Source organism: Cryobacterium cheniae, assembly GCF_004403395.1.
GTDB lineage: Bacteria > Actinomycetota > Actinomycetes > Actinomycetales > Microbacteriaceae > Cryobacterium > Cryobacterium cheniae.
On the sequence record NZ_SOGN01000054.1, the window covers coordinates 1 to 15,341 of the forward strand.

Genomic DNA, 15,341 nt, shown 5'->3' on the forward strand with positions numbered 1-15,341 from the left:
GGCGCTGGCCCGGCGCGGGCGCTGGCCCGGGCGGCTGGTCCGGCGCGGGCACTGCGCCGCTGCGCGCGTGGCACGCCTTGCGCAGAACGGAGCAGCTCCCGCGCACCGCGCAGCTTGATGTCGCGAGTCGCCGGCCGCCACAACCGTCTACCCGCGAACCGGCGCGACCGCGCACATCCGTAACTCCGGACAAAATCGCGACACGCCGCATCCGTCGCCCGCGGATGCGGCGTGTCGACAAAAACTCCGGAGTTACGGCACCGCGCAACACGTGAACGGATGCCGTGTGTCAGCCCCAGACCGCCCAGATCGCCCAGCCCGCACCCGCACCCGCACGCGAAGCGGCCGCCCCCGGAACCCCGGGAACGGCCGATCAGCTCACGCCCGGAGCCGAAACTCCGGGAAGAAACCCGCTACAGCGCCGGCGGCGTGCGGCCGATCGTCCCCAGCGTCTGCCGGGCGATCTCCAGCTCCTCGTTCGTCGGGATGACGAGCACGGTGACCCTGGAGGCCGCGGTCGACACGACCCGCGGAACCCGGGAGAAGGGGTCGTTCAGCGCGGGATCGATCTCGATTCCGAGCCCCTCGAGCCCGGCCAGGGCGCCGGCGCGCACGATCGGCGAGTTCTCGCCGACCCCGGCCGTGAACACGATCACGTCGAGGCCGCCGAGCTGCGCCATGTAGGAGCCGACGTAGCCGCGGATGCGGTGGTAGTAGACGTCCAGGGCCGCCTGGGCGACCTCGTCGCCGGCGACCGCGGCATCCTCCACGTCACGCATGTCGCCGTTGCCGGTCAGCCCGAGCATGCCGCTCTTCTTGTTGAGGAGCTCGTCGAGTTCCTCGATGCCGAGCCCGGCCTTGCGGTGCAGGTGGAACACCACGGCGGGGTCGATATCGCCTGAGCGGGTGCCCATGACGAGTCCCTGCAACGGGGTCAGCCCCATCGAGGTGTCGATCGAGCGACCGCCGTCGACGGCACAGGCCGACGCCCCGTTACCGAGGTGCAGCACGATGGTCTTCAGTTCGGCCAGTGGACGTCCGAGGAACTCCGCGGCGGCCTCCGAGACGAATTTGTGCGAGCTGCCGTGGAACCCGTACCTACGGATGCTGTGCTCGGCCGCCAGCGCCGTGTCGATGGCGTACGTGTAGGCGGCCGCCGGCAGGGTCTGGTGGAACGAGGTGTCGAACACGGCCACGTGCGGCACCGTGGGGAAGAACGCCCGGGCCGCGATGATGCCCTGCACGTGGGCCGGGTTGTGCAGCGGTGCGAGGTCGGCCAGGTCGGCGATCTGCCCCTGCACCAGGTCGTCGACGACGACCGGGCCGAGGAAGACGCTGCCGCCCTGCACGACCCGGTGCCCGACGGCGACCAGGTCGGCCTCGCTGAGCGTGGGCCCGTGCTGGGCGAACGCCTCGATCATCACGGCGAAACCGGCGGTGTGGTCGGGGATCGGCAGGGTTTGGTCGATCCGGCCGTCCGTCGACCCGGTCGCGGTGTGCCGCGCATGGCCCACGCCGTCGCCGATGCGCTCGACGAGCCCCGTGGCGAGCTCGGTCTCGGTGTCCATGTCGATCAGCTGGTACTTGAACGACGACGACCCGGAGTTGATCACCAGGACGGCGGTCATGCGGACACCGCCGCTGCGGGGGCAGCGAAACCGGAAGCCGAACCGGAAGCAGGTTCGGCTTCCCGGACGACCGACTCGGACGCGGACAACGTCGCGGCCTGGATCGCGGTGATGGCGACGGTGTTGACGATGTCCTGCACTAGTGCTCCTCGAGAAAGGTCATTGATGGGTTTGCGCAGACCCTGGAGCACGGGGCCGATGGCCACCGCTCCGGCGCTCCGCTGCACGGCCTTGTACGTGTTGTTGCCCGTATTCAGGTCGGGGAAGATGAAGACGGTGGCGCGGCCGGCGACGGCAGAACCCGGCATCTTCGTGGCGGCGACGGCGGCATCCGCTGCCGCGTCGTACTGGATGGGGCCTTCGATCAGGAGGTCGGGCCGACGCTCCCGCACGATGGCGGTGGCGGCGCGAACCTTGTCCACGTCCGCGCCCTGGCCGGACTCGCCGGTCGAGTAGCTCAGCATCGCGATGCGCGGCTCGATGCCGAACTCCACGGCCGTCTCCGACGCCGAGATGGCGATGTCGGCGAGCTGCTCCGCGGTGGGGTCAGGGTTCACCGCGCAGTCGCCGTAGACCAGCACCCTGTCGGCGAGCGCCATCAGGAACACGCTGGACACGACCGAGACTCCCGGACGCGTCTTGATGATCTGCAGGCTCGGCCGGATGGTGTGCGCGGTGGTGTGGGTCGCCCCGGAGACCATGCCGTCGGCCAGGCCGAGCTGCACCATCATCGTGCCGAAGTACGACACGTCGGTGACCAGCTCCATGGCCTGCTCCACCGTGACGCCCTTGTGGGCGCGCAGCTTCGCGTAGGCCTCCGCGAACTTGTGCCGCAGCACATCGTCGAAGGGGCTCAGAACCTGCGCCTTGGAGATGTCCAGGCCCAGGCCGATGGCACGCGAGCGCACCTCGAACTCCTCACCGAGGATGGTGATGTCGGCCACGTCGCGGGCCAGCAGGGTCGCGGCGGCGCGCAGCACGCGGTCGTCATCCCCCTCGGGCAGCACGATGCGCTTGCGGTCGGTGCGCGCCCGCTCCAGCAGCATGTACTCGAACATCAGCGGCGTCACCACGTCGGCGCGGCTCACCTTGAGCCGGTCGAGCAGCACGGATGCGTCCACGTGGCCTTCGAAGAGAGCCAAAGCCGTGTCGCGCTTCCGCTGCGAGTCCGCGGCCATCCGTCCCGGCGTGTGCGTGATCCGCAACGCCGCGTCGTAGGAGTTCAGCTGCGTGCTGATGATCGGCACCGAGGCGTCGAGCCCCTCGACGAGCCGCCCGATCTCCTCGGGCAGGTCGAACCCGCCGACCAGCACGATGCCGGCGATCGACGGGAACGTCGCGGACGAATTCGCCATCAGCACGGCCAGCAGCACCTGCGGGCGGTCGCTGGGAACCACGACCACGGCGCCCTCGAACAGGCGCGGCAGCACGTTGACCATGGACATCGCCGCCACGACCACGCCGAGCGCCTCCCGCGACAGCAGTGCGGGGTCACCCTTCACGAGCGTGCCATCGGTGGCCTTGAGGATGCTCTTCATGCTCGGGGCCACGAGGTACGAGTCCTCGGGCAGCGCCCAGACCGGCACCCTGCTCAGGCCGGGGCCGGGCTTCAGGTCGGCGTCGACGACGCTCCGCACGGCGTCGATGAGCTCGTCGAGCCGGTCCGGGTCGGCCCGGTTGACGATCACGCCGAGAAGAGAGACGTGCTCGTCGCGGATTTCCGCGACGGTGACGTCGGTCAGCTGGCGGATGTCTTCGGGCGTGCGCGGGTCGCTCTGCCCGAGCTGCCGGTCGCCCTGGTTGAGCGTGTCGCGCTGGCCGGGACCAACCCGCCCGCCGAGGACCAGCAGCACCGGCACCCCCAGGTTCGCGGCGATGCGCAGGTTGAAGGCGAGCTCGGTGGGGCTGCCGACATCCGTGTAATCGGAACCGACCACGACCACCGCGTCGCACTGGGCCTCGACGGCCTTGTAGCGCTGCACGATGCGGCCGAGGGCCGCGTCGGGGTCGAGGTGCACCTCGTCGTAGGTGACGCCGACGCACTCGTCGTAGGTCAGCGGGGGCTGCACGGTGAGCGCGGACGCACTCGACAGGTGCGAGAGAAGCAGCTCGAGCACGTAGTCGGGGTGGTGCGCCGACCGGGCGACGGGCCGGAACACGCCGACGCGCTGCACCGACCGGAGCAGGGTGTCCAGCACGCCCAGGGCGATGGTGGATTTGCCGGTATTTCCCTCGGCGGAGGTGATGTAGATGCTGTCAGCCACGTTTATACGTTGTCTCCGCCAGTGGAGACACCGGCATTGTCGGGGGTCACGCCGACGCCGTCGGCGTCCCAGACCCATTCGGTGACGGCGGGGATGTCTTCCCCGTGGTCGCGGGTGTAATTGCGGGCCCGGAGGCGCGCATCCTGCATCTCCTGGCGCAGCAGGGCGGCGCGGGCGCCGAGGCCGGGAACCCGGTCGATCACGTCCATCACCAGGTGGTACCGGTCGAGGTCGTTGAGCATGACCATGTCGAACGGGGTGGTGGTGGTGCCGTTCTCCTTGTAGCCGCGGGCGTGCAGGTTGCCGTGCCCGTGGCGCTTGTAGGTCAGGCGATGGATCAGCCACGGATACCCGTGGTAGGCGAAGACGATCGGCTTGTCGGCCGTGAAGATGGCGTCGAACTCGTTGTCGCTGAGGCCGTGCGGGTGGTCGTCCTCGGACTGCAGACGCATCAGGTCGACGACGTTCACGACGCGCACGGACAGGTCGGGCAGCCATTCCCGCAGGATGGCGGCCGCGGCCAGCACCTCGAGGGTGGGTACCTCACCGGCGGCGGCGAGCACGACGTCGGGCGAGGTGCCGAACGTCTCGGTGCCGGCCCAGTCGAAGATGCCGAGGCCCCGCTTGCAGTGCGCGACGGCCTGGTCCATGGTGAGCCAGTTCGGCGCGGGCTGCTTGCCGGCGACGACCACGTTGACGTAGTCCACGCTGCGCAGGCAGTGGCTGTAGGTGGCGAGCAGCGTGTTGGCGTCGAACGGCAGGTAGACGCGCACGACATCCGCGCTCTTGTTGACGACGTGGTCGATGAAGCCGGGGTCCTGGTGCGAGAAACCGTTGTGGTCCTGGCGCCAGACGTGCGAGCTGAGCAGGTAGTTCAGGCTCGAGATGGAGCGGCGCCACGGAATCTCGCGGGTGACCTTGAGCCACTTCGCGTGCTGGTTGAACATCGAGTCGACGATGTGGATGAACGCCTCGTAGCAGTTGAACAGGCCGTGACGGCCGGTGAGCAGGTAGCCCTCCAGCCAGCCCTGGCACTGGTGCTCGCTGAGCATCTCCATCACCCGGCCGGCGCGGGCGAGGTTGGTGTCGCCCTCGTGGTACTCCGCGTTCCACTGCTTGTCGGTGGCCGAGTACACGGCCGGGGCGAGGCGGTTGGAGGCAGTCTCGTCGGGTCCGAAGATGCGGAAATTGTCGGGGTTGTCACGGATGACGTCGGCCAGCCAGGTGCCGAGGACCTTGGTGGCCTCATCGGTGGTGGCGCCCGGGGAGGGGACATCCACCCCGTACTTCTTGAAGTCGGGCAGCTTCAGCGCGCGGCGCAGCAGCCCGCCGTTGGCGACCGGGTTCGCGCTCATCCGCAGGTCGCCCGCGGGGGCCAGCGACGAGACCAGCGCCAGGGGGGCGCCGTCGGCGTCGAAGAGCTCCTCCGGCCGGTAGGAGGCCAGCCACTCTTCGAGCAGGCGGGTGTGCGCCTCGGTGTCGCGGGCGTTGCTCAGCGGCACCTGGTGCGAACGCCAGGAATCGACCACCTGTACCCCGTCGACGACGGGCGGGCAGGTCCAGCCCTTGGGCGTGCGCAGGATGATCATCGGCCAGCGCGGACGCTCGGTGTCGCCGGCGAGGGCGCGCGCCTTGATCGCGGCGATCTCGTTCAGCACCTCGTCCAGGGTGAGCGCCATCCGCTGGTGCACGAGGAGGGGGTCTTCGCCGTCGAAGCCGCCGGCGACGATGTAGGGCTTGTGCCCGTAGCCGCGCATCAGGTCGAGAAGTTCCTCTTCCGGGATGCGGGCGAGGACGGTGGGGTTGGCGATCTTGTACCCGTTGAGGTGCAGGATCGGCAGCACGACGCCATCCTGCAGCGGGTCGACGAACTTGTTCGAGTGCCAGCTGGTGGCCAGCGGGCCGGTCTCGGCCTCGCCGTCGCCGACGACCGCGGCGACCAGCAGGTCGGGGTTGTCGAACGCGGCCCCGTAGGCATGGCTGAGCGCGTAGCCGAGCTCGCCGCCCTCGTGGATCGAGCCGGGAGTTTCGGGCGAGGCGTGGCTGGGGATGCCGCCGGGGAAGGAGAACTGGCGGAACAGGGCCTTGACGCCCTGCTCGCTCTGGTCGACGCCGGAATAGATCTCGGAGTAGGTGCCGTCGAGGTAGGCGTTGGCCACCATTCCGGGGCCGCCGTGGCCGGGGCCGGTGACGTAGAGGGTGCTGATCGACCGTTCCTGGATGGCGCGGTTCAGGTGGGCATAAAGAAAATTGAGCCCCGGGGTGGTTCCCCAGTGGCCCAGCAGACGAGGTTTAATGTGGTCCCGCGTGAGCGGCTCACGCAATAACGGGTTGTCGAGCAGGTAGATCTGCCCCACCGAGAGGTAATTGGCGGCCCGCCACCAGGCATCGACGCTGGCGAGCGCTTCAGCGCTGAGCGGATGCGGTGACCGGTCTGGCCAGAGAAAGGGTTTAGCGGATATTTCAGGCATGGTGTGCCTCCAAGCACATTCGGGGCGTTAACTGCGCCATCTCATCTTAGGAGATGTGGCGAAATCGTTACCATGGCTAACGGCCTGATGCGGGGGCATGAAAAAGACTCCTCGCGCACCCACCAGAGCCCGGTTACCCTTGCTACGTTTCCGTCCTGGGGGAGTTGGCCGAGATGGCGCCACGCGAGGAGCCGACCTTCAGCTTAGACGCAAAGTTTGCGGGGCCGAAAACCGGTCGATTCCGGGCGGCCGGGGCGCGTGTGTACGAAGGCCGCCGGAAACAGGTAAGATTCTCTAGGTCGTTCCCTTAGGGGAACGTTCGGCCAGGAGAATTCGCCTAGTGGCCTATGGCGCACGCTTGGAAAGCGTGTTGGGTGAGAGCCCTCGGGGGTTCGAATCCCCCATTCTCCGCCAGTTCTTGATCGGTCCGTTCCGACGGATGATCGCGCGTGCATAACTCCTGCAAATGATCGCGCGTGCATAACTCCTGCAAATTCTGACGAATGTGCCCGATTCGGCCCCGGAACAGCCTTCCCGCGCGAAATTGCAGGAGTTATGCACGAGGCGAGGCCCGGACCCGGGCCGGAGCTAGTCGGCGAGCGGATGCCGCGGTGCACGCGGCGCGGGCGGCGGCGGCACCTGCTTCGCGGCGACGATGTCGGCGAGCGCCAGGGTGACCAGCCCGCGTTTGGTCTCGACCGTGCACCCGGTCTCGGTGACGGCACGGAGGTAGCCCACGGCATCCGTCACCCCGCCCTCGATCCGGGTGCGCACCACGATTCGGGTGCCGAGGGCCGTGCTGGACACGAATTGGGCGGCGGCGAGACTCATCTGGCCGAGCCTAGTCGCCGGGCCGGGACCAGCCGGGCCGAGCCGGGCCGGGCCGGGGTGTGCACGCGGTCATCATGGCACCGGGGGCGTGGGGGCAGAGACCGGCGGCATCCGTTATTTGAGGCGGCTGAAAGACTCCACCTTGCGCACATCGCCGGCAATCAGGATGACGTCGTCGGCTTGCAACGTCGTGTCGAGGGTCGTGTAGCTCCACCCCTCCCCCGGGCGGTGGAACGCCGTGACGGTGACCCCGTGGATGGTGCGCACACTCGATTTTCCGAGCGGCACGCCGATGATCTCCTGCGGCGGGTTCGTCTTCACCAGGGCGAAGTTCTCGTCGATCTCGATGTAGTCCTGCATCACCCCGCGCACCAGGTGGGCCACCCGCTTGCCCATGTCCTTCTCCGGGAAGATGACGTGCGTGACGCCGATCTGGCGCAGGATCTCGCCGTGCGGGTCGCTGACCGCCTTGGCCCAGATGTTCGGGATGCCCAGCTTGAGCAGCAGGCTCGCGGTGAGGATGTTCGCCTGGATATCGCCGCCGATCGCGACGACGGCGCTGCTGAAGTCCGGCACCGAGAGCTGGCGGAGGGTTTCTTCCTTGGTCGAGTCGGCGCGCACGACATGGGTGAGCAGGCCGTTGTGCGCCTGCACGATCTCCTCAGAGTCGTCGATGCCGAGCACCTCGCTGCCGCTGGCCATCAGCTCGAGGGCGAGGGCGCTGCCGAACCGGCCCAGGCCGATCACGACGATCGCATCCTCTTCGGCCATGCGGGCGGGCTGATTGTGCCCGAACAGGGAAAACTTAGCCAATGATCGGCCTCTCTTTCGGTAGTTCGTACGCGGTGTGGCGTTCCCGCAGGGCGAGCGCCGAGGCGAACCCGATCGGACCCAGGCGGCCGATGAACATGAGCAGCATCAGGATGACGTGGCCGGCCGGTGGCAGACCGGCGGTGATCCCGGTGGAGAGCCCGACCGTGCCGAACGCGGAGATGACCTCGAAGAGCAGCTCGTCGAGGCCGAGATCGGTGATCAGCATCAGGGCGATCGTGGAGACCGTGATCACCGCGACGGCCAGGAGCACGATGGTGATCGCCTGGCGGTGCACGGCCCGGGAGAGGCGCTTACCGAAGACGTTCACGGCCACCTCGCCGCGGATCTCGGTCAGCAGGATGAAGAACAGCACCGCGAAGGTGGTGATCTTGATGCCGCCGGCGGTGCCGGCCGGGCCGCCCCCGATCAGCATCAGCACGTCCATGCCGAGCAGGCTCGCGGAATCCATCGCCCCGATGTCGACGCTGTTGAACCCGGCGGTGCGGGTCTGTACCGACTGGAAGAAGCCCACCAGGAGCTTGCTCGGCCAGTCCAGCGGTCCGAGCGTGCCCGGGTTGTTCCACTCCACGCCGGTGATGTAGACGGTGCCCGCGACCAGAAGCGTGATCGTGCCGACCAGCACGATGCGGGTGTTCATCGACCATTTCAGCGGGTTCCGCAGGTGCTTCCGCAGTTGCATGATCACCGGGAAGCCCAGCCCGCCGAGGATCACGGCGGCGGCGATGGGCAGGCAGATGAACGGGTCCGTCGCGTAGGAGATCAGGTTGTCGCTGAACAGCGCGAAGCCGGCGTTGTTGAACGAGGACACGGAGTGGAAGACCCCGAGCCAGATGGCCCGGCCGAACGGTTCGCCGTACCCGATCCAGAACCGCAGGGTCAGCAGCACCGCCACGATGAACTCCACGATCAGGGAGATGCGCACGACGCCGAGAACCAGCCCGCGGACATCCTCGAGCCCGAGGCTTTTGACCTCGGCGGCCGCCGTCATGCGGGACCGGAGGGACATCTTGCGGATCACGGCGAGCCCGACGACCGAGGCGAACGTCATGATCCCGAATCCGCCGACCTGGATCAGGGCCAGGATGATGGCCTGGCCGAACGGCGACCAGTACGTCGCCGTGTCGACGAGGGTCAGGCCGGTCACGCACACGGCCGACGTGGCCGTGAACGCCGCGATCAGGAACGGGGTGCCGCCGGGCCCGGGCGTCGCGAGCGGGATCATCAGCAGCACCGTGCCGACCAGGACGGCGACGGCGAAACCGGCGACCACGACCTGCGCCGGGTGCAGCCGGGCACGGGGGATGCGCGGACCGTTTCTTCTAAGGCTCAGGGATGGCACCCGCTCACTATACGGTCCGCGACTCTCCGCCGTCTGGCGGGGTTCGACACGGCGGCCCCCCCTTATCGGTGACTGCCGCGCGAATCCGAAATCAGGGATAATCTGAGTACACCGGCGAGGGGGAAACAAGGGTGAGATTCAACGGGGGTGTGCGCATGCATGCGCACGCATTGCGGCCCCACGGCCGGTTGCTCGTTCAGACGGGGCTGTCCGTCCTGGCCCTGGTCGCACCCATTTCCGCCGTGCTCTTCTGGCTGAGCATCCCCAACGGCACCTGGCGGCCCGTTCTGATCGCCCAGGTTGTGCTCCTGAGCGTCTGCGCCCTCGCCTATCTGGCCTACACGCGCACCATCATCCGGGTCGATGCCGACGGCATCTCGGAGCGCGGCTTCATGGGCATGGTCACGAACTTCTCCGCTGAGGAGATCGACAGCATCGTGCTGCTCGACCTCTACCAGAGCGGGGCGCTCGACACGCAGCCGCAGCTCTTCGTGACCGGAACCGACGGCCGGCTGCTGGTGCGCATGCGCGGGCAGTATTACTCGCGCGGCGCCATGGACACGGTGATCGATCAGCTCGGCGTTCCCGTGGTGCGGGTGCCGGAACCGATGACCCTGCAGGATCTGAACCGGGCGCGCCCCGAACTGCTCTACTGGTTCGAGCGACGCGTCACCGGGCGCGGAGAGTAGCGCGGCGCTCAGGCGGGGCCGGGCGCGCTGTCCGCGGCATCCGTGGTGAAGACGTAGTCGTTGTTCCCGGTCAGCTCGGGGCGCAGCCCGCGGGACAGCGCCGAGCGGAACAGCGCCCGGGACTCCTCGCGGCGCCGGGCGGCCTCGGCCGGGTCGTCGACGCGCAGCCGCTCGAAGTCGACGTCGAGGGGCAGCGAGTCGCTCGCCGACCAGGTCGGCGGGCGCTCGCCCGCCAGCGCCCGGCGGGTGCGCGGAGAGTCGAGGCGCCAGCACACCTCGAATCGGTCGCTCCGGTCGCTGCCGGTGATGACGTCGTCGAGCCGGCCGTAGAAGTCCGGCAGGAATCGCACCACCTCGGCGCCCAGCTTGACCAGGTTGAAGTGCGCGTTGCGGCGGATCAGCGGGTCGAAGGTCCAGCGCATGTCGGCGATGCCGTGCCGGAGGCAGAGCACCCGCTGGAACAGTTTGAGCGCGTAGCCGACCCCGCTGCCGCGTTGCCACGGCACGACCGCCGCCATGTGCGAGTGCAGGTGGACGCCGTCGGCCCAGCCGAGGAAGCCGAGCGTCGCCCCGACCGGTTTGCCGGCCCTGGTCGCGATCAGCACGGTGTTACCGGCGAAGTCGAGAGCCAGGAGCATCGACTTGTCGGGGCTGTGCCCCACACCCCAGGTGCGCTCGAACAGGCCGATCACCGCGGCCAGGTCGCCGGGTTCGGCCTGGCGCACGGTCACCCCGGCGGCCGCGGCGGCGGCATCCGCCTGCCGCACGGCCTCCTGCACGACCTCCGGCTGCCCGACCTCCGTCTCAACGCTCATGCGTCGAGTACACCACACCCGGCGACCGTGCATAACTCCTGCAATGCGGTGCCGAACGGCCGGAATCGACCTGTTTCGGGCACATCCGCCCGGATCTGCAGGAGTTATGCACGCCCGTGGGGGCTGACTCAGGAAAACCGCTAGTGGCCGCGGCCCGAGACCACGTCGGCGACGGACGCGATCGGCGAGGTCGTCTGCCGTCGTGTGAGCTCGGCGTGGTCGGCCAGCGAGTAGGCGCGGTAGAGCGCGTGCACGGCGAGCCAGCGCAGCGGCTCAGGCTCCCAGTTGCGCACCCGGTGGTTCACCCACGGCAGCCGGGTGAGCCCGGTGTCGTTGCCGAGGATCAGGTCGGTCAGCGTGCGCCCGGCCAGGTTCGTCGTGGCCACCCCGGTGCCCACGTAGCCGCCGGCCCAGGCCAGCCCGGTCGCGGGGTCGAGCCCCACGGTCGCGGCCCAGTCGCGCGGCACGCCGAGCACCCCCGACCAGGCATGATCGATCGCCACGCCCGCCGTCGCCGGGAAGAACCGGGTCAGGATGCCCCGCAGCGCCGCCACCGTGCTCGCCGGGGTGTGCCCGTCGGAGTCCGTCTGCGACCCGAACCGGTACGGCACGCCCCGGCCGCCGATCGCGATGCGGTCGTCACTGGTGCGCTGCGCGTACATATACGCGTGCGCCATGTCGCCGAGGGTCTCCCGGCCCGCCCAGCCGATGCTCGCCCAGACGTCCGGGCTGAGCGGCGCGGTCGCGATCAACGACGAGTTCATCGGCAGCCACGCCCGGTGCAGGCCCTTCAAACCCGCCGTGAACCCCTCCGTGGCGCGCACCACGAACTCCGCCTCGACGGGGCCCCGGTCGGTCATCGCCCGGTGCGGCGTGATCTCGCTGACCCGGGTGTTCTCGTAGATCTCCACCCCGAGGGCCTCCACCACCCGGGCGAGCCCGGCCGCGAGTTTCGCGGGGTGGATGCGCGCGCAGTGCGGGTGCCACATCGCCCCGGTGGCGCCGGCCACGTCGATGCGGGCGCGCGCCGCTGCCGGGGAAAGGAGTTCGACATCCGTCATGTCCCAGGCCTGCTCCGACCGGGCGGATGCCTCCAGTCGCCTTTGCTGCGGCTGGTCGTAGGCCACCGTGAACTCGCCGCCCTTGACGATGTCGGCGTCGATGCCCTCGGCCGCGGCGACCTGGATCACCTCGTCGACGGTCTCGTTCATGGCGGTCTGGAACCGGGCGGCCGCGCGGCGCCCGTGCGAGGCGACGTACTGCTCGCGCCCGCCGGTGACCGAGTTCGTCAACCAGCCCCCGTTCCGCCCCGACGCGCCGTAGCCGGCGAAACGCTGCTCGACGATCACGATCCGCAGGCCCGGGGCCGCCTTCTTCAGGTAATACGCCGTCCACAGCCCGGTGTACCCGGCGCCCACGATGCACACATCGGCCGTGGTCGGCCCGGGCAGCGGGACGCGCGGCGCCGGCCGGCCGAGCTGGTTCCACCAGAAGGAGACATCACCATTGATCATTCCCGCACCGCTTTCGTTCCGACGGATGTTTGCGTTCAGTCAGAGCATCATCTCGCATCCGGCGCGGGTCGGGCGGCAATCCCCGGGCGGTAATCCACGGGGAGCGGTCCCCCGGGGGGGGGGGGCGTGGGTCAGCCTCTCCGTCGGCCCGGCGTCAGCCCCGGCGTCGGCTCACAGACTGTGCGTTCGCCCAGGTCGGCGCGGTCGTCAGCGGCGCGGCNGCGCGGCGCCCTCGCCCAGGTCGGCGCGGTCGTCAGCGGCGCGGCGCCCTGTTCGAACCGGGCGCCCAGCGGGTTGCTCGGTCTCCTCCGCCGCACTCTCGGAAACGGTGTTTCCGGCTAGGGGGGGGAGCCGGGCGGGAGTTGCTCGGGGCATCCGTCACCGTGAGCCCACCCACCCGGTGACGCCGGGCGGCGGCCGGCTGCGCGTCACACCCACTCGACCCAGGCGGTTCAGGGGTGCTTGACGGAGGATCTCCGGCGAATACGCACGGGCGACGGATGCTGCGCCGCCAGTTGGCGCTCCCCCTCGAGTTTCGCGGCGACCGGGGCCCACAGCAGCACGGCGACGGCCGCGCCGAGCAGCAGCCCACCGATCGTGTCCGTGAGCCAGTGTGCGCCCAGGTAGGTGCGGCTGACCATCATCAGCACCGTGTAGAGGGCCCCGGCCAGCCAGACCCAGATCCGCGGGAAGAGGATGCCGAGACAGACGGCCATGGTCGCCGCGTTGGCCACATGGCCAGACGGAAAGGAGCCGAAATCAGATACGACCAGCATATCTTCCGGCCTCGCGCGTCCGAACAGGGACTTCAGCACCTGCACCAGACCGGAACTCACGATCGTGGCGAGCACGAAGTAGCCGGCCGCCCATGGGCGCCTCAGCAGCAGCAGGAACACCAGGATCAGCACCGGAATCACGATCACGCCGGCGATCCCCGCGCCGAGGAAGTTCATCGTGAGCGAGAGGTACTCCCAGACGGGCGCCCGGTGCTCGATGATCTCGTCCATCCACTCGGCGTCGATCTCCATCGGGCGGCCGTTGCCGCGCTGCACGATCAGGGCGCCGAGCCCCACGGCCAGCAGCAGCGCCGCGGCCCCGCTGACCAGAGGCCAGCGGCGGGCGATCCGCCGGGTGGCCGGTGTGGCTGCGGTCTCGGGGGCGCGCTCGCTGATCATTCCTCCATGCTAGATCGGTGCGGCGCGGACTGTTGCCCGCCCGGGGCGGACTCCGCCGCGTCTGTTGCCGGTTCGGCCAACTGTTGCCCGCGCACCGGCGACAGTTGTCCGTTTCGGCAACACTCGCAGCGGCGGGGCGCGGCCGGCGCGGGCGTGCGCGGGCGGCTCCGGCGTCAGCCGCCGGATGCCGGAGGCCGGGACCTCTGGGGCCTCAGTGCCCCAGAGCGGGCACCGACCGGGGGCGCACGATGAACCAGAGGGAGAGGATCGACACTACGGCGGTCGCGCCCATCACGGCGCCCATCGGGACGGCGCTGCCGACCCCGAGCAGGCCGACGATCGGCGAGACGAGCCCGGCGACGCCGAAGTTCGCCGCGCCGAGGAGCGACGCCGCCGTGCCGGCCTCGTGGCCGTGCGCGGCGAGCGCCATCACCTGAACGCTGGGCATCGTGAATCCGAAGGCCGCGATGAAGAACCACAGCGGCACCAGGGTGCCCCAGAGCCCGGCCCCGGCGAGATCGAGCAGCACGATCGCGCCGGCGGTGATGGCCAGCACCAGCGTCGACACGGCCACGATCCACTGCGGCCCGACGTTGAAGCGGTGCATCAGGCGCGAGCTCAACTGGACGCCGGCGACGACGCCGAGCGAGTTCACGGCGAACAGCAGGCCGTACTGCTGCGGGCTGAACTCGTAGACCTGCTGGAACAGGAAGGACGACGACGAGAGGTAGGAGAACAGCCCGGTGAACGACATCGCCCCGATGATCGCGACACCCACGAAGATGCGGTCGCTGAGCACCGCACGGTAGCGCTGGCGGAGGGAACTGTGCCCCTTGACATGGCGGTCGGCATCCGGAAGCGTCTCGACGATCCAGAACGCGACGGCCAGGATCACGACCGCGCCGTAGGCGGCGAGCACCCAGAAGATGCCGCGCCAGCTCATCACGAGCAGCAGTTGCGAGCCGATGACCGGAGCCAGCACGGGGGCCAGGCCGCTGATCAGCGCGAGGCGGGACAGCATCTTCACGAGCGGCTTGCCACCGAACAGGTCGCGCACCATCGCCAGGGCGACGACCGCGCCGGCCGCGGCGCCGAAGCCCTGCAGCAGGCGGAAGACCGCGAGCCAGACGATGTCCTGGGAGAGGGCGGCGCCCACGCTCGCCAGAATGTGGAAGCCGGTCGCGAGCATCAGAGGCAGGCGGCGGCCGACCTTGTCGCTCCACGGTCCGACTACGAGCTGGCCGAAGCCGAACCCGATCATGGTGCCGGTGAGGGTCAGCTGGATGGCCGCCGCCGAGACGCCGAACTCGCCCTCCAGGGTCGGGAACGCCGGCAGGTAGAGGTCGATCGTGAACGGGCCGAGCGCCGTGAGCGCCCCGAGCACGATGATGTAGACCAGGCGCTGGCCGCGGGAAAGGGCGTCGCCGGGATGCCGCGCGGCCGACTTCCGGTCGGCGGCGGTGATGACGGTGATGGCGGCGGTAGTCACGAAAGTGTTGATCCTCGGTATCGATGGGGCAGGCCCGATGGAGCTGAGGCGTGCTGGTTTGACGTTCGTCGGAGGCACCGCATCACGGGCGTCAGTACCAGCAGCGGAACACGGAACCGCCCTCACCGACAAGGCATCCGGGCCGGCACCTATTCCCCCCTTCAGGGAACGCCACGGAAGTTGCAGAAATCCGCCCGATCGTGCACCGGGCGCGGTCGCAAATCGACGACGCGGGCGACGACGCGCTCACAGGTGGCTCACAGCCGTACGGCACCTCTCCCGGAGACGGACC

At 69.3% G+C, this 15,341-nt stretch carries 11 protein-coding genes, 1 tRNA gene and 1 other RNA gene; 2 read left to right on the top strand and 11 right to left on the bottom strand.

The window, feature by feature from the left end:
• Positions 1–413 precede the first annotated feature (413 nt).
• From E3T23_RS13005 to ffs, 4 genes are all read right to left on the bottom strand, one after another.
• Positions 414–1,628 (bottom strand): acetate/propionate family kinase, encoded by a 1,215-nt coding sequence (locus E3T23_RS13005; protein WP_134370858.1) that lies wholly within the window; start codon positions 1,626–1,628, stop codon positions 414–416.
• A complete protein-coding gene (pta, locus tag E3T23_RS13010) occupies positions 1,625–3,892 on the bottom strand; it encodes a phosphate acetyltransferase (RefSeq protein ID WP_134370860.1) in 2,268 nt (755 codons plus the stop codon). Before pta ends, E3T23_RS13005 begins: the two co-directional genes overlap by 4 nt.
• Before the next feature lie 2 nt (positions 3,893–3,894).
• Entirely contained in the window at positions 3,895–6,363 is a 2,469-nt protein-coding gene (locus tag E3T23_RS13015) for a phosphoketolase family protein (RefSeq protein WP_134370862.1), read from the bottom strand.
• Between the two features lie 99 nt (positions 6,364–6,462).
• Positions 6,463–6,559: signal recognition particle sRNA small type (ffs, locus tag E3T23_RS13020), an RNA gene on the bottom strand.
• A 130-nt stretch (positions 6,560–6,689) separates the two neighbouring features.
• On the opposite strand from ffs, the gene E3T23_RS13025 reads away from it, so the two are divergent.
• Positions 6,690–6,777, top strand: a tRNA-Ser gene (locus tag E3T23_RS13025).
• Between the two features lie 174 nt (positions 6,778–6,951).
• Here the strand turns inward: E3T23_RS13025 and E3T23_RS13030 are convergent.
• From E3T23_RS13030 to E3T23_RS13040, 3 genes are all read right to left on the bottom strand, one after another.
• Positions 6,952–7,194: a putative acetyltransferase gene (locus tag E3T23_RS13030; RefSeq protein WP_134370864.1), complete on the bottom strand. Its 243-nt coding sequence runs from the start codon at positions 7,192–7,194 to the stop codon at positions 6,952–6,954.
• Between the two features lie 114 nt (positions 7,195–7,308).
• On the bottom strand, positions 7,309–8,007 hold the full coding sequence (locus E3T23_RS13035) for a potassium channel family protein (protein ID WP_241977923.1): 699 nt from the start codon (positions 8,005–8,007) through the stop codon (positions 7,309–7,311).
• Positions 8,000–9,367, bottom strand: a complete 1,368-nt coding sequence (locus tag E3T23_RS13040) for a TrkH family potassium uptake protein (protein ID WP_241977925.1) — start codon at positions 9,365–9,367, stop codon at positions 8,000–8,002. Before E3T23_RS13040 ends, E3T23_RS13035 begins: the two co-directional genes overlap by 8 nt.
• A gap of 155 nt (positions 9,368–9,522) precedes the next feature.
• Between E3T23_RS13040 and E3T23_RS13045 the strand changes: the two genes are divergently transcribed.
• A complete protein-coding gene (locus E3T23_RS13045; RefSeq protein ID WP_134370866.1) occupies positions 9,523–10,056 on the top strand; it encodes a hypothetical protein in 534 nt (177 codons plus the stop codon).
• An 8-nt stretch (positions 10,057–10,064) separates the two neighbouring features.
• On the opposite strand, the gene E3T23_RS13050 is transcribed toward E3T23_RS13045, so the two are convergent.
• The 4 genes from E3T23_RS13050 to E3T23_RS13065 form a co-directional block, all read right to left on the bottom strand.
• Positions 10,065–10,871, bottom strand: a complete 807-nt coding sequence (locus E3T23_RS13050) for a GNAT family N-acetyltransferase (RefSeq protein WP_134370867.1) — start codon at positions 10,869–10,871, stop codon at positions 10,065–10,067.
• Between the two features lie 140 nt (positions 10,872–11,011).
• A complete protein-coding gene (locus E3T23_RS13055; RefSeq protein WP_134370869.1) occupies positions 11,012–12,385 on the bottom strand; it encodes an NAD(P)/FAD-dependent oxidoreductase in 1,374 nt (457 codons plus the stop codon).
• Positions 12,386–12,837: 452 nt separating this feature from the next.
• Positions 12,838–13,560: a phosphatase PAP2 family protein gene (locus tag E3T23_RS13060; protein WP_134370871.1), complete on the bottom strand. Its 723-nt coding sequence runs from the start codon at positions 13,558–13,560 to the stop codon at positions 12,838–12,840.
• 211 nt (positions 13,561–13,771) lie between these two features.
• A complete protein-coding gene (locus tag E3T23_RS13065) occupies positions 13,772–15,049 on the bottom strand; it encodes a multidrug effflux MFS transporter (protein WP_241977927.1) in 1,278 nt (425 codons plus the stop codon).
• Positions 15,050–15,341 lie beyond the last annotated feature (292 nt).